The following is a 20,547-nucleotide window of genomic DNA, read 5'->3' on the forward strand; positions in this document are numbered from 1 at the left end:
GGTAATCCTATGGCCTTGCTGACGGCGGTAACAAGACGCCCCGATCCCGTATCCCTCTCCTTTCTTGTTGTCACCTTCATGACCGGTGTGGCGGTGGCGCTTCAGGTGCCAACCTTGAGCCTCTTTCTTGCACAAGAGGTTCAGGTGCGCCCCTTTCTGGTGGGCTTCTTTTACACCATCAATGCCGTGGTCGGCATCCTGATCAGCCAGTGGCTGGGCCATCGCTCCGACAACCGGGGGGATCGCAAGCGCCTCATCCTGCGCTGCTGTTTTGCCGGCATAGCCCTCTCCTTGCTGTTTGCCTGGAACCGCAACTACTGGCTGCTGGTGAGTCTGGGGGTATTGCTGGCCAGTCTGGCGGCTACGGCCAGCCCCCAGCTGTTTGCACTGGCGCGGGAGTACTCCGACAGCCGCAACAAACGGGCTGACATGTTCAGCTCGGTGATGCGCGCCCAGTTCTCGCTGGCCTGGGTCATCGGTCCGCCCATCGCCTTTGCGCTGGCCATCGGCTACGGCTTCGAGGTGATGTATCTCGCCTCCGCAGTTGCCTATCTGCTCTGTACCCTAGTGGTCTGGCGCTGGCTCCCCTCTCTGCCGTTGCCAAAGATGGCCGAAGAGACCGAGCGGGTCAGCAGCTGGCGGGATCCTTCGGTGCGGGCGCTGTTTATCGCGTCCACCCTGATGTGGACCTGCAACAGCATGTACCTCATCAATATGCCGCTCTACATCACCCGCGAGCTGGGAATGGACGAGAAGCTGGCGGGGGTGCTGATGGGGACGGCTGCGGCCCTCGAGATCCCCTTCATGCTGCTGGCGGGCTACTACACGGCGCGGTTTGGCAAGCGGCCCATGATGCTGCTGGCGGTGCTGGCCGGTGTCATCTTCTATGGCGGACTGGTGAGCTTCACCAGCCACTATGCGCTGATCGCGCTGCAGCTCTTCAACGCCATCTTCATCGGTATCGTTGCGGGGATCGGCATGTCTTACTTTCAGGATCTGATGCCGGGTCGGGCAGGGGTTGCCACCACGCTCTTCTCGAACAGCATCCGCACCGGCTCCATCATGGCGGGCGCCATTGCCGGCATTGTGGCGGAGGTGTGGAGCTTTCACGGTGTCTTCATGGTGGCACTGGTGCTGGCCATGGTGGCGCTGGCCGCCTGCTGGCGGGTGCCCAATGTCTAGGAGAAAAGGGTAGCGGCTTATTTACCCTGCGCGGAGAGGCTCTGCTCGCCCTGATACTCGTTGCGCAGGCAGCGCAGCAGCAGCTCGGTGGCGGGGCCAAGTGATTCGGGAGAGAGGGTAAGCAGGTAGGTGTAGAGGTGGCGTTCGTTGCCGCTCTCCAGATCGAGCTGCACCAGCGCACCGGAGGCCAGCTCTGCTTCCACCAGATGACGCGGCAGCCAGGCGTAGCCAAGCCCCTGCAGGATCATGCTGATCACCTCGTGGTAGTGCGTCGCCTTCCAGCCGGTATCATCTGCGTCGTTCCAGTCCACCGAGCGGTGAATGGGGGGATGAAGGCTGATCTGGTTGTGGCTGGTGAGGTCATCGAGGCTGATGGGCCCCTCCAGTTGGGCCAGCGGGTGGCTGGCGGCGCAGAGCGGGCGCAGGCACACCTCGTCCAGCACCAGCCCGGTGCGATCCCCCGGCAGATGTTCCGAGAGCATCAGATCCCCCGGCTGCAACGCGTTGAAATGGCAGTGAATTCGCTCGTGCAGATTAACCCGGCAGCCACGGCTGCGGGGGTAGAAGTGGGTCAGCGCACGATAGAGGCGCTCCCTCGGCTGTAGCGCCGAGACGTAGAGGTTGATCTGCGGCTCCCACTGCCGCTCCAGGTTATTAGCCAGATTCTCCAGCTCCTCCACTTGCTGACTCAACTGGCGCGCCCGCTTGAGGAAGATCTCCCCCGCCGGTGTCAGCACCGCCTTGCGGCCGCGCACTTCCAGCAGGGGCACCCCCAGACTCTGTTGCAACTTCGCAACCGCATGGTTGAGGGAGGACTGGCTCTTGTTCAGCGCCTCGGCCGCCTGGGCGTAGCCGCCACAGTCGACCACTGCCTGAAAGATCCGCCATTGCTCAAACGTGCTTTTGGGACGAAACATAGTTCAACCTGATTGGAGAGGGTGGAGTCAGGGAGATGCAGGGAGCCGAGGCTCCCTATTCAATTTAATCCCTGTCTCGCAATAACCCGGTTATTTTGTTGATTTATTTGGGCTGCGCCGCTTTCCTGGCTTATTTGGGCTGCGCCACAAAGGTCTGGCCGGTTTTGCCCCGGCTGTCGCTTCCCATCAGATAGAGGTAGAGCGGCATCAGGTCGGCCGGAGTCTTGAGGTTCATCGGATCTTCCGCCGGGAAGGCGCTGGCCCGCATCTTGGTCCGGGTGCCACCCGGGTTGAGGGTATTGACCCGCACGCCGGTGTTTTCCAGCTCGTCCGCCAGCACTTCCATCATCCCCTCAATGGCAAATTTGGAGATGGCGTAAGTGCCCCAGTAAGCCCGTCCTTTGCGGCCCACACTGGAGGAGGTGTAGACGATGGAGGCATCGCCGTGCTCTTTGGCGCTCTGGCGAACCAGCGGTAGCAGCGCCTGGGTCAGCAGAAATTCCGATTTGACGTTGACCTGCATTACCTCGTCCCACTCCTTCTCCTGAATGTGCTCGAAGGGGGAGAGGGTGCCGAGCAGTCCGGCATTGAACAGAATGCCGTCGAGGCGGCCAAACTGGCGGGCGAAGGTGGTGGCCAGTCCACGATAATCGGCGGCGGTTGCGGTTTTCAGATCGAGCGGAACGATGGCGGGCAGCGGGTAACCGGCAGCCTCAATCTGGTCATAGACGGCTTCAAGTTTGGCGCTGGTGCGGCCGAGCAGGATCACGGTGGCGCCGTGGGCGGCATAGGTGAGGGCGGCTTCGCGGCCGATCCCGTCTCCGGCACCGGTGACCAGAATGACCTTCTCCCTGAGCAGATCGCGGGGGGCCTGATAATCGAGCATGGCAACTCCTGTTAACAAATTCCGGCCATAAGTGCATGGCAATCGAGGCCAAGTGTACTGATCCGCGCCTCGGTTTGACCAGCTCATCGCCGAAAAAATGTGAAGAAAATAGAGGGGTTGTGAGTATCAGGTTGGATTTTTAACGGCTTGATGCAGAGTTTTTGCGCGCGTCCGGCAAACTCCCTAGAATGTGACAAAACCGATCCTCTCTGGAGTCCACCGTGACATTTTTGACCGAATATGGCCTGTTTCTGGCCAAAACCGTGACCTTTTTGCTGGCCATCGGCGCCATCGTCCTGATGGTGGTCAGCAGTCGTCAACCCAAGGCGCGCAAGGGCGAGCTGGTGGTGACCGATCTTTCTAACGAACTGGAGCAGGGGCAGTTTGCACTCAAGAGCGCACTGGCCAGCAAGGCCGAGCGTAAAGTGCTGGAGAAGCAGCAGAAAGAGGAGCAGAAAAAGCGCGCCAAGACGGGTGACGAACGCAGCCGGCTGTTCGTCATCGATTTCAATGGCAGCATGGATGCCAAAGAGGTTGCATCACTGCGCGAAGAGGTGAGCGCGGTCATCGGCGTAGCTCAGCCGAGCGACGAGGTGTTGCTGCGCCTTGAGTCCGGTGGCGGTGTGGTGCATGGCTACGGTCTTGCCGCTTCCCAGCTGCAGCGGCTGCGTGACAAGGGGATCAAGCTCACCGTAGCCATCGACAAGGTGGCTGCGAGCGGCGGCTACATGATGGCCTGCGTGGCGGATCAAATCCTGGCTGCGCCGTTTGCCATCGTGGGCTCCATCGGGGTGATCGCCCAGATGCCGAACTTCAACAAGCTGCTGAAAAAGCACGACATCGAGTTCGAGATGCACACCGCAGGTCAGTACAAGCGCACCATCACCATGTTTGGCGAGAATGACGATCTGGGCCGCGAGAAGTTTCGCGAGGAGCTGGCCGCCATCCACGAGCGCTTCAAGCAGTTTGTTACCGAGCACCGGCCGCAGCTCGATATCGATCTGGTCACCACCGGCGAGCACTGGCTGGCGAGTCAGGCCAAGGGATTGGGGCTGGTGGATAGCCTCTGTACCAGTGATGACTACCTGCTGGCGCAGGCCAGCCAGCACAAGGTGGTAGGCATTCGCTACAGCCGGCCCAAGAGCCTGACCCAGAAATTGGGGCAGCAGGGCGCACAGGCGCTGGAAGCCGGGCTTGGCCGCTTGTGGCAGCAGAGCCCCTGGCGCTGAGTCGCGACCCGCAACGGCGTGACAAGTGGTGAGCGAGGCCAGTCGGGGTAATCCGGCTGGCCTTGTTTTTTGGCCACGTTGCAGGCCGTGTTGCCGATGAGGCAACTCCGTGGCGAGGAGGGTTGTATCCATTTAAACCCTCTGTTAAAACTGAGGGCTTTCCCCTTTCATTGCAGGGCCCTACGGGCCATGGAGCAGGCCAATGCCATGGAGCACCTTCAGGCAATTTACCCCGCTGGTCTGGATCGTCATTCTGGGCACCTTCATGGTGCGCACCAGCTACTACATGGTGTGGCCCTTTCTCTCCATCCTGCTCTATCGGGAGTATAACCTCTCGGCAACCCTCATCGGCCTGCTGCTGGGGGGCTCGGCAGCGCTCTCGACGCTGGTGAGTTTCTACGGCGGCTGGCTTTCGGACCGCTTCGGGCGGCACAGCATTTTGCTCGGCGGTTGTCTGGTGGCGATGCTCTGTTTTGGTTTGCTCGGCTTTTCCCACTCCGTGCTCTGGCTTGGCGTCGGAGTGATGGGGAGCGGGCTTGCCTCCGGGCTTATCGATGCGCCCGGCAAGGCGCTGATGGCTGACAGTCTGGCGTCGGCCAAGGCGCGGGAGCTGGCTCTGCACCTGCGCTATTTCCTGCTCAACCTTGGTGCCGCGCTGGGGCCACTGCTCGGGGTGACGCTCGGGATCAATGCCCAGCAGGAGACCTTCCTCTTTCTGGCCACGAGCTATCTGCTGCTGGGTGTCGCCTTTGGCTGGGGCTTTCGTCGGGCGGGTTCCTCTCACCGTCATGGCGCTGCCGGCCCCGGTTTGCGCGATGCCATTCAGGTGTTGCTGGCAGATCGTGCCTTCCTGCTGCTGGTGATGGCCAATCTGCTGATGGTGCTGGTCTACTCCCAGTTTCACTCGCCACTGGTTCAGTACCTGACCCGCGCCGGCATGCCGCAGGTAGCCGAGCTGGTTGCCTTGCTGGTGGCGACCAATGCCCTGACGGTGGTGTTGCTGCAGTTCCCGCTGCTGCGGCTGCTCTCGCGCTGGCCGGTGCGGGTGCGTCTTCATATCGGCATGGCTCTGTTTCTGGCGGCCCAGCTGCTGTTTGCCGCAGGGGATCCGCTGGTGCGTAGCCACTGGTTTGCCGCCGTACTGCTGCTTAGCATCGGCGAGACAATCCTTTTCCCCCTGCTCAACGTGCTGATCGACCAGATGGCGCCCGGCCATCTCAAGGGGAGCTATTTTGGTGCCAGTGCGCTTGCGGGCTTGGGCAGCGCCGTGGGGGCTTTGCTGGGGGGCTGGATCCTGGAGCAGTGGAGTGGGCAGCTGCTATTCCTGCTGATGGCGCTGCTCTGCGTGGCCATCTTCTGGCTCTATGAACGGGGTGCCCGCGTGCGGCACCCTGCGGCAGCCGTGTCGAAGCCCGGCAGCAACTGAGTGCTCAATGGCGCTCTTTGGGGGAAACTGTCTTGAGGGCTCGCTTGGCGGCATACATCCGCTCGTCCGCCAGCCGGATCAGGTTTAGCCCCTCGTCATAGTGTTCGGGGCCGGTCTGTACTATGCCGATACTGAGGGTGATCCCGGCCAGTTGATCTTTTATCGCCTGGGTCAGCCGCTTGAGATAGATATCCCGCGCCTGCGCCTCGTTGCAGTTGGGCAGGATCAGGCAGAACTCATCCCCGCCATAGCGAAAGCAGCTATCCTCGGTGCGAAAGACCTGACGGATGCAGGTACCGACGGTGCGCAGGATCTCGTCCCCGCGCTGGTGCCCCTCGTTGTCGTTGATCTGCTTGAAGTTGTCGATATCGAGGTAGGCGATGGCCACCGGTTCGGCTCGTCGCTGGCAGGAGCGCAGCGTCAGCTGCAGCTGATCATTGAGGTGGCGAACGTTGAGCAATCCCGTCAGCGCATCGGTGCGATTGAGCTCCTCCAGCTGATGGGTGCGCTCGCGAACCTTCTGTTCGAGGCTTTTCGCATAGTTCTCCGATTTCTCTCTGGACGACTCGATCTCTGACACCAGGCTGCGGATATAGGTTTCGAAGACCAGCGTGATGTCGAACAGGATCAGCTTGTCCAGCGCCGCCAGCATGGCGATCCGCTCGCTCTCGTTGCCGATTTGGTCAAAGATGTTTTCGATCAGCAGCGCCTTGAGGGTGTTGATGGCGGCCAGATAGAGCTTGGGTTCGACGCCGATCCGCTTGTGCACCAGCCCGATCCGCAGCCGGTTGTTGACGTACTCCAGATCGTAGAGACCGCTGAACAGATCGAGAATGTAGCGCCGCTGGGCGGCTCGCAGCCGGTTGAGGGTATCGGCATCGCCTATCAGCAGGGCAATCTCGGTGATGGCTGTTTGCTGCTGGTAAAACTTGTCGACCAGCTCATCGATATGGGGCTCGATCTTGCCGCTGTAACTTGCCAGCAGAGCGACATCCTGTTCGTTCAGCAAAAGCAGCTCTTTGCGATGGGCAATTTCAAATTCGGTGATCCGCATCTGCTCCAGCAGGGTCTGTTCCGTGGGTTTCATCGCCGCTCTCTATCAAGGGGGGCGGCAGGACTCCGTGTCGCTGCCGTAGCCTTATTGGAAATAATTTGCAATTGATAGTGTAGACACTTGTGGGGTGGAGACTGAAATGGCTCTTGTCGACAGAGCCATTTCATCGGGCTGGATAGTAAGGCGAGCGGTATTAGAAGGTCAGTACCTTGTCAGCGGCGAGGGTCCACTGGGCCAGCATCGGCAGGGTGCCGATCTCGATGCCCTCGATCAGCGGCAGGGCAGTGATACCACGAGCATCGGTGCAGGTTTTGCACAGGCGAATGGTGACCCCTTGTGCCAGCAGGATCTCCAGCATCTGGCGCAAGTTGTATCCTTCGGCCGGAGCCTGACCGGCCAGCGCCGCGCTCACCGCATCGGACATCAGGAACAGCTTGAGGCTGGCACCGCCCTGTTCGTTGAGGGCAATGGCCAGACGCAAGGCATTGAACAGGGATTCGCTGCCATAGGGGGCACCATTGGCAATCACCACAATTTGTTGATTCATAAGAGACTCCCGATTGGAAAGAGCGCCATTGTAGAACCAATAAGGTGGCAATTGCGTGATATGACACAACTTCTGTCGCACCTTTTTCCCGCTTGCTTGACCCTGCTGCCGATCGAGGTTTTTATGGTCAGCTCGCAAACAAGACCGGATGAATCGAGATGTGGAAAGTATTGGGAGCCGGCTTGCTGCTGTTGGCGGGCTCGGCCTGTGCCAGTCAGCCTGTCGGTTGCAAGGCCCGCCTGCAGGCGGTCAACGAGCAGCTGGTGTTTGCCAAAGCACACAACAATGCCGGGCAGATTGCCGGGCTGGAACAGGCCGCGCGCAATATCAAGGCCTACTGTACCGACGAAGGGCTCCTCAAGGAGCAGAAACAACGGGTAAGCAAGCTGCGGGGAGAGGTCAATGAGCGCCTGCTTGAACTGCAGGAGGCCAGAGTGTCCGGCAAACCGGGCAAGGTGGCCGACAAGCAGAGCAAGCTGGAACAGGCTCAGACCGACTTGCTGGAGGCGCAGCGGGAGCTGGGTGAGTTGAATCGGTTGGTCAACAAAAAGTAGCGCCCATTCGATGAGCGGGGATCAAAAAGGCCGGGATAACCCGGCCTTTTGCATTTACTGCCTGTGCATCCGCACAAACTTCTCCATCAGCTGATCTTCGGTCTCCACATGGGCGGGATCCCAGATGATGCAGTCGATGGGGCAGACACTGATACAGGTCGGCTTCTCGTAGTGACCGACGCACTCGGTGCAGCGACCGGGATCGATCTCGTAGATCTCCTCCCCTAAGCTGATTGCCTGGTTCGGGCACTCGGGATCGCACATGTCACAGTTGATGCACTTGTCGGTGATGAGCAGCGCCATCTCAAGCCGCCGTATGGGGGTTACGCGTGTCTTCGCGATCCCCGAGGTTGCGCAGCAGGATACCGAAGTTCACATCCAGATCTTTGGGAACCGGCACATAGACCACGTGACCGTTGCCCGGCGCGGTGTCGATGAGCTCGCCTTTGCGGTTCTCCATCTGCTCCAGATTGAAGCGGACGTTGCCCTGCGGGGTCATCAGCTCCAGGCTGTTGCCAACCAGGAACTTGTTCTTCACTTCCACTTCCACCATGTCGCCACGGCGACCGGTGATCTCGCCGACAAACTGCTGGGTGTCGGAGACGGAGTAGCCGTAGTCGTAGTTCTGGTATTCGCTGTGGTTGTGACGGCGCAGGAAGCCCTCGGTATAGCCGCGGTGAGCCAGGTTTTCGAGGGTGCCCATCAGGCTGCGATCGAACGGACGGCCTGCCACTGCATCGTCGATGGCCTTGCGATAGACCTGAGCGGTGCGGGCGCAGTAGTAGAAGGACTTGGTGCGGCCTTCGATTTTCAGCGAGTGAACGCCCATCCTGGTCAGACGCTCAACGTGCTCGATGGCACGCAGGTCCTTGGAGTTCATGATGTAGGTGCCGTGCTCGTCCTCAAACGCGCTCATGTACTCGCCCGGACGGTTGGACTCCTCCAGCAGCACCAGTGCATCGCTCGGCTTGCCGAGGCCCAAAGTCGGGTCAACTTTCTGCACGGCGATAGGCTCCTGACGATGGACTATCTGGCCCACTTCGTCTTCCTTGCCCTCGTGTACCTTGTACTCCCAGCGGCAGGAGTTGGTGCAGGTGCCCTGATTGGGGTCACGCTTGTTGATGTAGCCGGAGAGCAGGCAACGGCCGGAGTAGGCCATGCACAGCGCCCCGTGAACGAACACTTCCAGCTCCATCTCCGGCACCTGCATGCGGATCTCTTCGATCTCGTCCAGCGACAGCTCGCGGGAGAGGATGACCCGGGTCAGGCCCATCTGATGCCAGAACTTCACCGTGGCCCAGTTGACCGCGTTGGCCTGCACCGACAGGTGAATGGGCATATCAGGGAAAGCTTCGCGCATCATCATGATGAGACCGGGGTCGGACATGATCAGCGCATCCGGCTTCATCTCCACCACCGGACGCATGTCGCGGATAAAGGTCTTGAGCTTGGAGTTGTGGGGCTGGATGTTGGCAACCACGTAGAACTGCTTGCCGAGGGCATGGGCTTCGTTGATGCCAAGCTGCAGGTTCTCGTGATCGAATTCGTTGTTACGCACCCGCAGGCTGTAACGGGGTTGGCCGGCATAGACGGCATCGGCGCCATAGGCGTAGGCGTAACGCATGTTCTTGAGGGAACCTGCGGGGGAGAGCAATTCTGGTTTAAACATGTCGGACTCTTCGTATCTGATTGCAAATCAGGACGACGCCACCTGATGGCGCCGTATGGATTGAGTAGCAGCGCGAGCCATTACATGGTGCTCTGCCACCCGATAACGGCATATCCAGCCTGCACGCTTATAAAATATGCGCCAGATATTCGGGGTGCGAGATTGTACTCGCCCCCACGCCATCATGCAATTTGGCAGGGATAAAGAGGGACGGGGTGTATCGCTGTCAGGCCCAACGGGAGAGGGGGGCGGGCATGGCGTGGGCATAGCCCTGCTGATAGTCGCAACCGAGCTGGTTGGCGATCTCGATGTGAGTCAGGGTCTCGACCCCTTCGCACACCACCTTCATGCCAAAGCGCTGCAGATACTCCACCAGACCGCTCAGCATCCGCAAAGCATGGCTACTCTTGCTCGCCTGTAGCAGCAGGGAGCGATCCAGCTTGATGATCTCGTAAGGGAGTGCCATCACCCGCTGAAAATTGCACTCCTGGGTGCCGAAATCATCGCAGGCGATATGAGCGCCGTGGCTACGCAGCACTTCGATAAGATCGCGATGTTTGCGATAGAGCGGCGCGTGTTCCAGCACCTCGAACCAGATCGCTATCCCCAGCTTGCGAGCCTGCAGGATCACCAGCAACAGCAGGTTCTGGTATGTCGAGCTCTCAAGTGCAGGATTCAAGTTAATGGAAAGAGAGCAGGGCGCATGGCGTGCCAGTACGGGCAGGTCACGCCAAATTGCTCTCAGTATAACTATATCGATGTCCAGAGCTTCACCCTGGCTCAGAGTCAGGAAGTCGATACCCTGGTAGCCCTGCCGGGCGGGATCCCAGCGTCTGGCCAGCGCTTCAAAGCCGATGATCTTGCGATCCCGGTCAACGATTGGCTGATAAAAGGGTACGGCAATGTCCGCTGTCGTCAGGGATGCCACGCCACTGACCGGAAACTCTTCTTTGAACGCAAACATGGCACTCACCTGTTGACGGATATAGCTGCGAATAATACGAGAGGCAACAGAAGTCTGGCTGTAGGAATTGTCCGATTATTGAAAGGGAGATAGAGAGGAGAATAGTTTGGCAATATCAGATTATTCCGATTAAGTTTGGTGCGAGCATTATCTAGACTGGCCTTAATGATGAACAACAAAACAAAATATAATTATTGAATTGTTTGCAAGTAAACATTTATTAGAGCTCTGATATGACAGAGTCTCTTTCTATTTTAGTAGTGTGATAACACCCATGAATAAATTTTTTGTTTTGTTGCTGTTTATATTGAGCAGTAACGCATTGGCATCGCCGGATATCAGCGTTGGTACTTTATATGACTATATGCCGGCAGAGAAAAGCACCTTGCTAAAGCGGGTTAGAAATATTGGTGATGAGACGGCCTTTGTCAAAATAACGCTGGCCGAGATTGTATATGGTGTTGATGGTGTGCCACAGGAGCGGGAGTTACCTGAGGAGGGCGTTCGTCAGCTGGTGACCAGCCCATCAAGGTTGATTATTCCCGCAAGCAGCATGCAGGCCACCCGCTTTATCTATATGGGAGAGCGGGAACGGGAACGTTATTTTCGGGTGCGTTTTGTACCGGTCAAGCCACAGGATGATGAAATAACCGAATTACCACCACAACAGCAAATAAGTGCCGGTGTCAGCATCATGACCGGTTTTGGCACTATTCTGTTTGTGGCACCCAAAGAGACCCGTTATGACACCCGGATTGAACGTGAAACCGGGGCCCTTTATGTGGAGAACCGGGGCAATGCCACCGTTATTCTCGATTATCTGGAGCTGTGTGGCGAAAAAGAGAGGTCATGCAGTCAGCCGGAGAAGATGCATCTGCTGCCTGGCGTTAAAAAGCGGGTCAGTGAAGAGGCAACCCGAATGGTTCGTTTTGAACTGATTGAAGGGAAAAAGTCGGTATTCCGGGAGCTAAAGCTCTGAATCCCGATCTATCACAAGACAGGTAATCACACCTGAAGGAGTAGTTATGAAGAAGTTATCGATCATCCCGGCCTTGCTGTTAGCGAGCAATACGCTGATGGCGGCTGAGCGAGTAGAGCATACGGTGACGGTAACGGCGCAGATCCCGACCGAAAACTTTTATGTGCAGCCCGTAGGGGATTGGATGAGTACCCCGCAAAAACTGGCCTTTAACTCTTTTAGTCAGCAGTTGGAGCCATTAACCAAGCAGCTGGAGATGAAGAGCACCATTGGCCCCATCAAGGGCTATCTGCTCTATCCCGCCACCATTATCAGTGGCAAGGAGAGCATCGGATTGACGGTCAAGGTGGCGGGGGTCGCACTGACCACTACATCCGCCGACTTGCTGAACCAGGCGGATGCCAATACCGGCAAAAAGGTTGGGCTGGAGATTGTTCCGGCCGTGGCACCAAACGGTGGCTACAAACCCGGCAACTATCAGGGGATTGTCAGCATGATGTTTGAATCCGAAGCGCCGAAAGTGTAGCCGTTGACATAAACACGCGGGGGCCATCAGGCCCCCTTTAATTAAGATTTCAGGCATTCAGGTTGCACTTCATGGTTCGTTCTCTTCTTCTCTTGCTCGGGCTGTTGCTCTCTGCCCCGTTGGTAGCGGCAGATCCGGCACTGCTGTTGCAGCAGGCGCGGCAGTTGCCCGAAGGGTTTGAAGAGCACTTTTTTGGTGTCCCGCTGATGGTGCGAGTCACCGTTGACGGTCGCCTGCTGGGGGATGGGGAGGTGCTGCTCGGGCGGGATAACTCGGTACAACTTCTCTCACTGATGGATGTGCAGGATAGCGAGTTTGACGAGGGGGCGCGTGAACGTTGGTTGAGCAAGCTGGGAAGTCATCTGCCGCTCGGGGAGTGTGGCCGGGCCTGTCCTGAAGGCATAGTGGGGTTGCAATACAGCCTGGAGGAGTCCCAGCTCTCGGTGCTGACCGGTCAGGTGGAGCAGGGGGCGCGGGATCAGCGTTTTATGGCGTTGCCTCAAGAGAGCAAGGGCTTGCTCGTCCAGAATCAGCTGAACCTGGTGCAGGGCAGCCAGCGCAATGGACACTACAACCTGCAGCTGGAGGGCAGCTGGGGACAGTGGACCCCTTTTATGGAGGGGGATGCCACCTGGCAAGAGGGTGGGCCAACTGATCTGGGGATGGCTCAGGTCTATGGAGAACGGCTCCATGAGGCCAATTTTTATCGTCTCGGCTTCTTCTTTCCCTCGGCGCAGGGGTTGGTGCGTCAGCCCAACTACTACAGTGGTGCGACGCCTACAGTGCTTGGCGTGATGTGGGGCAGCTCGGATCTGCTGCGCCGGGAACGTGGGGTGCCCAGCTTGGCGCCGATCCAGGTGGCACCGGCACGACCGGGCATGGTGGAGATCTATCGGGATGGCAACCTGATCCAGTCCCAGCCGGTCGTATCGGGTCTGCAGGCGCTCGATACCCGCTCGCTGCCCGGTGGTATCTACGAGGTGGAACTGCGGCTGCTGGAGGATGGTCAGGAGACCCGACGTTGGCACGAAATGATCTACAAACCTTCCAACTGGCAGACGCCGGAGGAGCCGTGGCGTTTCAACCTGTTTGCCGGGCGTCAGACCCGCTGGCTGGTGCGGCAGGGAGATAGCGATCTGGAAGGCGCCAGTGGTGGCGCAGCGGTGAACCACCTGTTGCTTCCCTCGCTGGTAGTGGGGGCGGGTAGCCAGTATGTGGACAAGCGTGCCCAGCACTCCCTCTCGCTCGATTGGGAGGCCACCAGTCAGCTCCACGGCTTTGCCTCCCTCAACCAGAGTGTCGGCATGGGGTGGGGTTACGACTTGCAGGGGATCTACTGGCATGGCAATAGCAGTCTGGTTGCCAGTCATTCGCGCAATCTGCGCAAGCAAGGGGAGGCGAGTGCGGTGTCCAGTCTGTCATTGCAGCAATCGCTTGATAAGTGGGGAACCCTCGGTGTCTATCTCTCTCACCAGTCTGGTCGTGGCAACGGCGCTGATGTGGGATGGAACTACAGTGACCGGCTTTGGGGGCGTTGGGTGACCTGGGGGGTGACCCTGTTCGATCGCCCCGGCAGCGAGAGTACGGCGCAGCAGCGGGATCGCGGTAGCACGCTGAGTCTCACTATCAACTTGGGGGGAGATGATCGCCAGTTGTCGCTGGGGCTGGGCAGCAATACCTCGCGCTCGGGCGGTGCCCAGCGCAGCGCCTATCTCAACTACCAGCAGGAGGTGGATTGGGGCCCGTTGCGTCAGGTCAGCGTCGGCAGCACCCACGACAGCTATGGTACCGGTCTATCCGGCTATGGCCGCTTCGCGGCGCCCTGGTTGGGCGGTGACCTGTTTGCCCAGCACTCCTCCTATAACGCAGAGGTGACCGGAGGCGTCAACCTGGAGAGTGTGCTGGCGCTGGGGCATGAAGGGGATCTGGCGCTCGGTTCCCGCGATATGGGCGGCATGGGCAATGAGGCGGCGATGATCCTCGATATTGCGGCCGATGATGAGGCGGCGCGGATCCGGGTCAGCGACGATCTGGGCAGCGTACAGACCCTTGGGCCCGGTCGCCATCTGGTCTCGGTGCCAGCCTTGCAGAGCGGTGCCTTGCAACTGGAGATGGCCGACCACGAGGGGATGCCACTCACCATCAAGCCGACCGTGCTCCCCTACCACCTTAATCGCGGCGGGGTGGGTTATGGCCAAGTGAATGCTGTGAGCACCGTTACTGTGATTGGTCGCCTGCTGGACGAGCAAAACAAGCCGCTGCGTGGTGCCATGGTCAGCAACCCCATAGGGCGGGCATTTACCGAAAATGATGGCTTCTTTGCGCTGGAGGCGAGTCGACGACAGCCAGAATTTAGCGTGGAACATAATGGCACTCTTAATTGCAACAGTGCACCAAGGGGACAGAAACAAATTGTTAATTCTGATGTGATTCAGTTGGGGGAGTTAATATGCTCACCCAGAGTTATCGTACAAAAATAAGAGTAACTAAATCGTTATAACGCTTGGTTAACTTTATGGTGAACTCAATGACATGCTGTTAATCAATACAATGTTGTACATTGTTTTATTAGTGCTGGCGATCAGTTTTTATCCATATTGTTATAGGGTGTCAAAGTGCTAAGAGTTTTGTTTTTTTTGTGTATATCGACCTATGGTTCTGTTTCCTATGGAATAACAGTGTATGTTAATGCCGAGTATGCGCAATTGAACTCTGGCGTGGGTGGAGATTTTAGGATAACAGATCCATGTGTGACATTGCCTATCTCATTTGTATGTGAAAATAGATTGTCAAGGATCGTTGCAATCGATGCGAATATTGATAGGGCTCTATCATCTAATGTGTATGTCTGGCATAGACTTTTTCATCACCACTTCACTGGGGAGAAAAATGTTGTTATGTCTGATGGAAAGGGGAATAGCCGTGACATGAAGTTTTCTTTTACTCATACGGGATTTATTATGACCAAGAGAGCATTGTCAGCGGATAATAATATTGCTCAGGCCGACCCGGTTGCTAATTGCAAGCTAGTTGATGCTCATCTTTCATCTACAGACACGCTTCTTTATGAGATCAACCCAGCTGAGCAAAAAACAGGTGGTCGCTGCTATAGTCGTGCTTTTACATCAGGTGGAGGTCAAAGTGTTGCGAATGTAAATAAAATTCTCTTTGGTTATAAGTTGATACCGATTGGAATTGAAACCTTACCGAATGGACTTTATCAAGGAAGATTACGGTTACTTGTTGGTTCCAATAAGGATTTTGACTATGGAGATCTTCCCAATCCGTCACCACAGTCCATAGACTTAGAATTCAGGTTGGTTGTTAGGAATCAGATTAAGGTAATTTTTCCTGTCGGTGGTAACAGATTAGTTTTGCAGCCTGATGGAATAGGATGGCACTCCAGTAGAGTGCCGACACTCAGCGGATTGCTACCAATGCAAGTTATTAGCTCGGTACCTGTAGCAATGACGTTGAAGTGTGAATTTATAGGTTTGAAGAATTGCCTTTTAAAAAGCAATAGTAATAACAAATCAATGGCGCTTGATGTTTATAGAAGAAATAAAGGTCAAGAAACGTTACTTAGCCCAATAACAAGCACAAGATTTAATATGAGTGGGTCTACCATACGTGACTATCTACTATTCAAGATAAATAGTAAAAATGTTGAGGGTGTTCTTGATTTCCCTGGCACTTACAAGGGGAATGTGACGATAGTTATTGATGCAGTTATTGACCCTGTCACGCAATAAATCGTTAATATAGACCATTCTCCCGTGCATACAGAAATAGAGCGCTATCACTTTGCAAGCCGAGTCGTACCATGGCGCTTTTTTTCTGGGTGCTGATGGTTTTGACGCTGCGATGAAGGTAGTCGGCAACCTGAGTAACCGACATGCCGCTGGCCAGCAAGCGCACTACTTCACTCTCCTTGGGCGTCAGCGGGTTGTTGTTGCCTTGCCCGGAGATACCGGTACTGGCCAGCTGCATTTGTACTGTCGGGCCAATATAGCGATGGCCGAGCAGTATCTGGCGAATGGCATCGGCAAGTTCATTAATAACCGATTTTTTTAGTATCAGTCCTTTTACCCCAGCCTGAATAAGGGATTGCAAGATGGCACTGTTCTGGATTTGGGTCAGCACGATAATGGGAAGATTGGGATAATCCCGGCGCAACTGCTGGATCATGACCAGCCCATCGCTACGGGTATCTCCCGGCATGCTGAAATCGGTGATCAACAGATCACAATGATGTTGCTGCAATAAATTCAGCAAGTCAGATACCTGATATGCCTCGGCAATCACTTCACAATGGGGGGTTATCTGGTCAATCAGGCTGCGGATCCCGGTCAGAATCAAGGGGTGGTCATCGGCAAGAATAATCTTGAAGGACATGGATGAGCCTCTTATGAAACGGTGAATAATATTCAGGCTATCAAAGCTAACATTTCTATACTACCGTGCGCACCCCATTTTTTCAGGTGCATATATCCTTTGATAAATATATTTGAATCGTTATGTCTATATATTGTTCGCTTATGTCATTAATCAAACGATTCATAATTATTGTCTCTGTTTTGTTCTTGACGCCTGCCGTATTGGCGGAATCTGGCCCCTCTGTCCCGACGATTGAAGTCGGAATATTGGCCGGAGGGTGGGGCCCGTTTCAGCAGTGGGATGGCAAGGTCGCAGCCGGCTTCAGTGTCGAGTTGATGGATCAGTTGGCTAAGAAACTGGACTATCGGATTGCCTGGCGCATCTATCCGAACTGGGAGGCCATGTATAACGATGCCTGCCATGGCAAGCTCGATATTCTGCTCGATGCTTTTAACACCGAGGTACGCCAGTGCGTCACCTATAGCCTGCCTTACTACACCTCGCCGACTGTGGTGGTGGTGCGCCAGGACAGCGCCCTGTTTCGGGATGTGAGCCGGTTGCAGTCCGCGAGCATTGCCATCGAAAAAGGTTTTCTGACCGAGAAACTGGTGAAACTGCATTATCCCCATGTCACACCTCGGCTCTTTGTCGATACCCGCCGTGCATTGCAGGCGGTTGAACAAGGTCGGGCAGATGCCTATATCGGCAATCTCCATGTGGCCAATCTGTTTATCGAGCGTCACCCGGCGTTGGCAGTGGTCGCCCAGTCACCCTTGTTGATGGAGACCCTTCACCTTGGTATTGCCAGCCGGAAACACACTCTTGCTATCCGGCTTGATACGGCGATTCAGGCGCTGACGGTCGAGGCGCGCAGTGAACTGGAGAAACGCTGGCTGGGGGAGAGTCTGGAACCCAATTTTATGGGGCACAGCAATTTCTTGCTACGTCCTGATGAGCGTGGCTGGCTCTCGACGCTGCCGCCGCTAAAGCTGGGTTTGATCCCCGGCTGGGTGCCCTTCTCCTATCACGATGAGGATGGCAATTCGGTAGGCTTGATAGCGGATTATCTGAAGGTGTTGCAAGAGAAGCTGGGGCTGGCATACAGCAGCATCCCTGTACAGAGCTGGCCCGAATTGCAACAACTGCTGCTGCATCACGATGTGGATCTGGCTGTACTGCCCACACGGATCATCGAGCGGTTGGTGGGGTGGCATGCCAGCGAGCCCTTTGCATCATTCCCGATGGTGCTGGTGACGGCACGTGGCAGCCTCCCTATCGGGGATCTCTCCGATCTGGCCGGCAAACAGTTGCTGCTGACCGATGGCATGTTGATCCCCGAGCTCAGGGCGCTGGTGCCCGGCCTTAAACTGACCACGACCCGTGATGCCAGCGATGGGCTCGCCTGTGTCGCCGCTGGACAAGGGGATGCCTACATCGGCAATCTGGTGGTGGTCTCCCGTCTTGTCACCGAGCAGTTTGATGACCGACTCCATATCGTCGCGCCTACCCCCTTCAAGGATGAGCTGGCTGTGGCGGTACGTGAGCCATACGCACTCTTGTTACCTTTGGTGAACCGGGTGCTGGCCAGCATGAGCAACAAGGAGCAGCGCCAGATCCGCAACAGCTGGTTGGCGCTCAATTACAGCGAAGGGATCCCCAGGGCGAAACTGGTGCGCACCCTGCTGCCGGTGGGGTTGGCCATCAGCTTGTTTATCCTGACGCTGCTGGTCGCTTACTGGCGCTTGCGGCAGGAGATCATCCGCCGGCATCAGGTCGAGTTGGCACTGGCCAGCGCCAAGGTGCGGGCCGAGTCTGCTGCCACCATAAAGGGGGAATTTCTGGCCACCATGAGCCACGAGATCCGTACCCCGATGAACGGCATCGTCGGCATGGCGGAGCAGCTCTCGCTGACCGGATTGAGCGAAGATCAGCGCCAGATGGTGGAGATCATCAACCGGGGAGCACAGGGGCTGCATGCGCTGATCGACAACGTGCTCGACTACGCCAAGCTGGAGGCGGGCAAGATGGTGCTCGACGAAGTGCCGTTCCTGATGCGGGAGCTTATCGACAGCGTGCTGACCATGACCGTCAGCGAGGTGCAGCGCAAGGGACTGAGAGTCTATCTGCTGGCGGATCAGGAGGTAGCCGCCCGTTTTCACGGCGATGTGCTAAGACTGCGCCAGATCCTCTTCAACTTTGTCAGTAATGCCATCAAGTTTACCGAGCGCGGTTTTATCGAGCTTTCCCTCGCGGTACTGCTGGAGGCAGAGGGCAGGCAGCGGCTGCAGTTTGGGGTGCGAGATAGCGGGATTGGCATGAGTGACGAGGCGCAAAGCCGGATCTTCAACGCCTTTGAGCAGGCGGAGAGCTCGACTACCCGCAGTTACGGCGGCAGCGGGCTGGGGCTCACCATCTGTCACACCCTTGCCGGATTGATGCAGGGAGAGATTGGACTACAGAGCTCACCGGGCCTTGGCACCTGTATCACGCTGACCGTGACTCTGCCGGTTGTGGCCCACTCCGAGCCCGACCCGCACCTCGCCGGGATGTGCGCTGTCATCGAGCTGCGCGATGAGAAATTGCGTCACACCCTGTTGCTGCACCTCGGTGCGCTGGGGGTAAACTGCACCGGGCACGCGGGTGGGGCGGATCTGCACTTTAGCGACAGCGAACAGGCTCACGGTGATGCGATCCGGTTGGTAGAGCTGAATTCGCCCATGGGTTATCAGCGCGAAGCGGGGCGTTATCTGCTCAACAGCAATCCTCTGACCTGGCATGCGGTACGCGAGGTGTGCTATCGCCAGCTGGGATTGGCCGATGCCTTGCTGCCGGTCCCGCTGCGCGAGCAGGTTGAAGCCAGCGAGCTGCTGCCCTACCGGATCCTGTTGGTGGAGGATAACCCGCTAAACCAGTCGTTGGTGATGCGCCAGCTTGGCCAGCTTGGCTTGCATTGTGATCTGGCCGGGCAGGGGGTGCAGGCGCTGGAGATGGTGGCGCGCACTCCTTACGATCTGGTGCTGTGCGATTGCCAGATGCCGGTGATGGACGGCTACGAGTTTACCCGCAAGGTGCGCGAGCAGGAGGATCAGGATGAGCGGTTGCTGATCATCGCCATGACCGCCAACGTGTTGCCGGAACAGCGCGAACGCTGCCTTGCCGCCGGGATGGACGATCTGCTCGGCAAGCCGGTACTGCTGGCTGGATTGCGCCAGATGTTGCAGAAGTGGCATATCCTCCCCTCCGAGCGGCTACTCGACCTCGCGGTGGTGAGCGCGTTGTTTGGCGCGGGTGAGCCGTTGCGACAGGCATTGCAGCAGTGCCGTTACGAACTGGAGCGTGGACTTGGCATGCGTCCGCAAGAAGATATCGCCTTGGCCGAGTGGGTGCACCGTCAGGCGGGTATGCTCGCCATGATGATCCCGGAGGCAGCGGAGCAGGGCTGGCGGCTGGAGGAACGGATCCGTCAACAAGGTGCCGCAGCGTGTGGCGATGAACTTGCGCGGTTTTGTGCGCTGTTACAGCAGCTGGTCGATGAGCTGGCGGTGTGAGTCAGTAATCTAGTGGATGGCTGCAAGCGCCATCTCGAAGCGCTGTTCGCGAATGGTGCGAGGCATGGCGCCATTGGTGGCGCCAGCCAGCCACTCCCAGTCAAGTCTGGGGCTGCCCGCTTTGAAGCGCTGATAGGGAATACCCTGCTTCACTGTCACGAAGAGCGTCGTGGGCAGGCCCAGCTTGTTGCTGTAGCGAACCATCAGGTCGCCCTGATAGCCCTCCATGCGCTTTTTCAGGGCTTGCAGGGTGAGCCCTGTGGCATGGCCATGTTCGTCCCAGATCTCAAACATGATGTGAATACTCTGGTATAGGTGGTGATAAATTGAACATGATGGGTTGCAAATGCAACTGTCAGATCTGACAAGATGGTTAGGTAGCATGGGCTGGAAAAGCGAAAACCCGGCGCTAGGCCGGGCTTTCTTGAATGATGGTGGAGGGAGAAGGATTCGAACCTTCGAAGGCAGAGCCGTCAGATTTACAGTCTGATCCCTTTGGCCGCTCGGGAACCCCTCCACAGGGGTATTGCATATTTTGTTCAGGAAGATGGTGGAGGGAGAAGGATTCGAACCTTCGAAGGCAGAGCCGTCAGATTTACAGTCTGATCCCTTTGGCCGCTCGGGAACCCCTCCACGGGGTATTTTCCTGATTGTTGCACTTGATGGTGGAGGGAGAAGGATTCGAACCT

General features: G+C 57.2%; 18 protein-coding genes and 2 tRNA genes. 9 read left to right on the top strand and 11 right to left on the bottom strand.

Annotated elements, in window-relative coordinates:
• The first annotated feature begins 9 nt into the window (after window positions 1-9).
• The gene (locus BS300_RS12715) at window positions 10-1,182 is read left to right on the top strand and encodes an MFS transporter (RefSeq protein WP_071913169.1); all 1,173 of its coding nucleotides are present in this window, start codon (window positions 10-12) and stop codon (window positions 1,180-1,182) included.
• A gap of 17 nt (window positions 1,183-1,199) precedes the next feature.
• Here BS300_RS12715 and BS300_RS12720 read toward each other — a convergent pair whose 3' ends face one another.
• Window positions 1,200-2,099, bottom strand: coding sequence for a LysR family transcriptional regulator (locus BS300_RS12720; protein ID WP_071913171.1), 900 nt, complete (start codon window positions 2,097-2,099; stop codon window positions 1,200-1,202).
• Window positions 2,100-2,229: 130 nt separating this feature from the next.
• The gene (locus BS300_RS12725) at window positions 2,230-2,985 is read right to left on the bottom strand and encodes a YciK family oxidoreductase (protein ID WP_071913173.1); all 756 of its coding nucleotides are present in this window, start codon (window positions 2,983-2,985) and stop codon (window positions 2,230-2,232) included.
• Between the two features lie 221 nt (window positions 2,986-3,206).
• Here BS300_RS12725 and sohB point away from each other — a divergent pair, with 221 nt between their 5' ends.
• Both sohB and BS300_RS12735 read left to right on the top strand, forming a co-directional pair.
• The gene (gene sohB, locus BS300_RS12730) at window positions 3,207-4,214 is read left to right on the top strand and encodes a protease SohB (protein WP_071913175.1); all 1,008 of its coding nucleotides are present in this window, start codon (window positions 3,207-3,209) and stop codon (window positions 4,212-4,214) included.
• Window positions 4,215-4,416: 202 nt separating this feature from the next.
• On the top strand, window positions 4,417-5,640 hold the full coding sequence (locus tag BS300_RS12735) for an MFS transporter (RefSeq protein WP_071913177.1): 1,224 nt from the start codon (window positions 4,417-4,419) through the stop codon (window positions 5,638-5,640).
• 4 nt (window positions 5,641-5,644) lie between these two features.
• Here the strand turns inward: BS300_RS12735 and BS300_RS12740 are convergent, their stop codons facing one another.
• Both BS300_RS12740 and BS300_RS12745 read right to left on the bottom strand, forming a co-directional pair.
• On the bottom strand, window positions 5,645-6,727 hold the full coding sequence (locus BS300_RS12740; RefSeq protein ID WP_071913179.1) for a protoglobin domain-containing protein: 1,083 nt from the start codon (window positions 6,725-6,727) through the stop codon (window positions 5,645-5,647).
• A gap of 160 nt (window positions 6,728-6,887) precedes the next feature.
• Entirely contained in the window at window positions 6,888-7,241 is a 354-nt protein-coding gene (locus tag BS300_RS12745; protein ID WP_041210722.1) for a DsrE/DsrF/TusD sulfur relay family protein, read from the bottom strand.
• A 158-nt stretch (window positions 7,242-7,399) separates the two neighbouring features.
• Here BS300_RS12745 and BS300_RS12750 point away from each other — a divergent pair, with 158 nt between their 5' ends.
• Window positions 7,400-7,795 carry a DUF1090 domain-containing protein gene (locus BS300_RS12750; protein WP_041210723.1) on the top strand — a complete coding sequence of 132 codons (396 nt, stop codon included), beginning with the start codon at window positions 7,400-7,402 and terminating at the stop codon, window positions 7,793-7,795.
• Between the two features lie 54 nt (window positions 7,796-7,849).
• Here BS300_RS12750 and BS300_RS12755 read toward each other — a convergent pair whose 3' ends face one another.
• The 3 genes from BS300_RS12755 to BS300_RS12765 form a co-directional block, all read right to left on the bottom strand.
• Window positions 7,850-8,098 (bottom strand): YfhL family 4Fe-4S dicluster ferredoxin, encoded by a 249-nt coding sequence (locus tag BS300_RS12755; RefSeq protein ID WP_041210724.1) that lies wholly within the window; start codon window positions 8,096-8,098, stop codon window positions 7,850-7,852.
• A gap of 1 nt (window position 8,099) precedes the next feature.
• Window positions 8,100-9,464 (bottom strand): tRNA 5-hydroxyuridine modification protein YegQ, encoded by a 1,365-nt coding sequence (gene yegQ / locus BS300_RS12760; protein WP_041210725.1) that lies wholly within the window; start codon window positions 9,462-9,464, stop codon window positions 8,100-8,102.
• Window positions 9,465-9,690: 226 nt separating this feature from the next.
• Window positions 9,691-10,428, bottom strand: coding sequence for an EAL domain-containing protein (locus BS300_RS12765; RefSeq protein ID WP_071913181.1), 738 nt, complete (start codon window positions 10,426-10,428; stop codon window positions 9,691-9,693).
• A gap of 274 nt (window positions 10,429-10,702) precedes the next feature.
• Between BS300_RS12765 and BS300_RS12770 the strand changes: the two genes are divergently transcribed.
• From BS300_RS12770 to BS300_RS21120, 4 genes are all read left to right on the top strand, one after another.
• Entirely contained in the window at window positions 10,703-11,407 is a 705-nt protein-coding gene (locus BS300_RS12770; protein ID WP_071913183.1) for a hypothetical protein, read from the top strand.
• A gap of 46 nt (window positions 11,408-11,453) precedes the next feature.
• On the top strand, window positions 11,454-11,933 hold the full coding sequence (locus tag BS300_RS12775; RefSeq protein ID WP_043851845.1) for a CS1 type fimbrial major subunit: 480 nt from the start codon (window positions 11,454-11,456) through the stop codon (window positions 11,931-11,933).
• A gap of 71 nt (window positions 11,934-12,004) precedes the next feature.
• Entirely contained in the window at window positions 12,005-14,413 is a 2,409-nt protein-coding gene (locus tag BS300_RS12780) for a TcfC E-set like domain-containing protein (protein WP_071913185.1), read from the top strand.
• 135 nt (window positions 14,414-14,548) lie between these two features.
• On the top strand, window positions 14,549-15,685 hold the full coding sequence (locus BS300_RS21120; RefSeq protein WP_143241782.1) for a hypothetical protein: 1,137 nt from the start codon (window positions 14,549-14,551) through the stop codon (window positions 15,683-15,685).
• A gap of 4 nt (window positions 15,686-15,689) precedes the next feature.
• On the opposite strand, the gene BS300_RS12785 is transcribed toward BS300_RS21120, so the two are convergent.
• Window positions 15,690-16,328, bottom strand: a complete 639-nt coding sequence (locus BS300_RS12785) for a response regulator (protein WP_071913187.1) — start codon at window positions 16,326-16,328, stop codon at window positions 15,690-15,692.
• Between the two features lie 248 nt (window positions 16,329-16,576).
• Here BS300_RS12785 and BS300_RS12790 point away from each other — a divergent pair, with 248 nt between their 5' ends.
• Window positions 16,577-19,858, top strand: a complete 3,282-nt coding sequence (locus BS300_RS12790) for a transporter substrate-binding domain-containing protein (RefSeq protein WP_239693826.1) — start codon at window positions 16,577-16,579, stop codon at window positions 19,856-19,858.
• Window positions 19,859-19,867: 9 nt separating this feature from the next.
• Here BS300_RS12790 and BS300_RS12795 read toward each other — a convergent pair whose 3' ends face one another.
• From BS300_RS12795 to BS300_RS12805, 3 genes are all read right to left on the bottom strand, one after another.
• Window positions 19,868-20,152 carry a hypothetical protein gene (locus BS300_RS12795; RefSeq protein WP_041210732.1) on the bottom strand — a complete coding sequence of 95 codons (285 nt, stop codon included), beginning with the start codon at window positions 20,150-20,152 and terminating at the stop codon, window positions 19,868-19,870.
• 138 nt (window positions 20,153-20,290) lie between these two features.
• Window positions 20,291-20,375: transfer RNA gene (locus BS300_RS12800), tRNA-Tyr, on the bottom strand.
• Window positions 20,376-20,406: 31 nt separating this feature from the next.
• Window positions 20,407-20,491, bottom strand: a tRNA-Tyr gene (locus tag BS300_RS12805).
• Between the last annotated feature and the right edge of the window lie 56 nt (window positions 20,492-20,547).

The sequence above is a fragment of the Aeromonas sp. SCS5 genome, assembly GCF_001887375.1.
Taxonomy (GTDB): domain Bacteria; phylum Pseudomonadota; class Gammaproteobacteria; order Enterobacterales; family Aeromonadaceae; genus Aeromonas; species Aeromonas jandaei.

Coding starts and splice junctions, on each gene's coding strand:
- BS300_RS12715 (WP_071913169.1), top strand. CDS start 10: ATGGCCTTGCTGACGGCGGTAACAAGACGCCCCGATCCCGTATCCCTC.
- BS300_RS12720 (WP_071913171.1), bottom strand. CDS start 2,099: ATGTTTCGTCCCAAAAGCACGTTTGAGCAATGGCGGATCTTTCAGGCA.
- BS300_RS12725 (WP_071913173.1), bottom strand. CDS start 2,985: ATGCTCGATTATCAGGCCCCCCGCGATCTGCTCAGGGAGAAGGTCATT.
- BS300_RS12735 (WP_071913177.1), top strand. CDS start 4,417: ATGCCATGGAGCACCTTCAGGCAATTTACCCCGCTGGTCTGGATCGTC.
- BS300_RS12740 (WP_071913179.1), bottom strand. CDS start 6,727: ATGAAACCCACGGAACAGACCCTGCTGGAGCAGATGCGGATCACCGAA.
- BS300_RS12745 (WP_041210722.1), bottom strand. CDS start 7,241: ATGAATCAACAAATTGTGGTGATTGCCAATGGTGCCCCCTATGGCAGC.
- BS300_RS12750 (WP_041210723.1), top strand. CDS start 7,400: ATGTGGAAAGTATTGGGAGCCGGCTTGCTGCTGTTGGCGGGCTCGGCC.
- BS300_RS12755 (WP_041210724.1), bottom strand. CDS start 8,098: ATGGCGCTGCTCATCACCGACAAGTGCATCAACTGTGACATGTGCGAT.
- yegQ (WP_041210725.1), bottom strand. CDS start 9,464: ATGTTTAAACCAGAATTGCTCTCCCCCGCAGGTTCCCTCAAGAACATG.
- BS300_RS12765 (WP_071913181.1), bottom strand. CDS start 10,428: ATGTTTGCGTTCAAAGAAGAGTTTCCGGTCAGTGGCGTGGCATCCCTG.
- BS300_RS12770 (WP_071913183.1), top strand. CDS start 10,703: ATGAATAAATTTTTTGTTTTGTTGCTGTTTATATTGAGCAGTAACGCA.
- BS300_RS12775 (WP_043851845.1), top strand. CDS start 11,454: ATGAAGAAGTTATCGATCATCCCGGCCTTGCTGTTAGCGAGCAATACG.
- BS300_RS12780 (WP_071913185.1), top strand. CDS start 12,005: ATGGTTCGTTCTCTTCTTCTCTTGCTCGGGCTGTTGCTCTCTGCCCCG.
- BS300_RS12785 (WP_071913187.1), bottom strand. CDS start 16,328: ATGTCCTTCAAGATTATTCTTGCCGATGACCACCCCTTGATTCTGACC.
- BS300_RS12795 (WP_041210732.1), bottom strand. CDS start 20,152: ATGTTTGAGATCTGGGACGAACATGGCCATGCCACAGGGCTCACCCTG.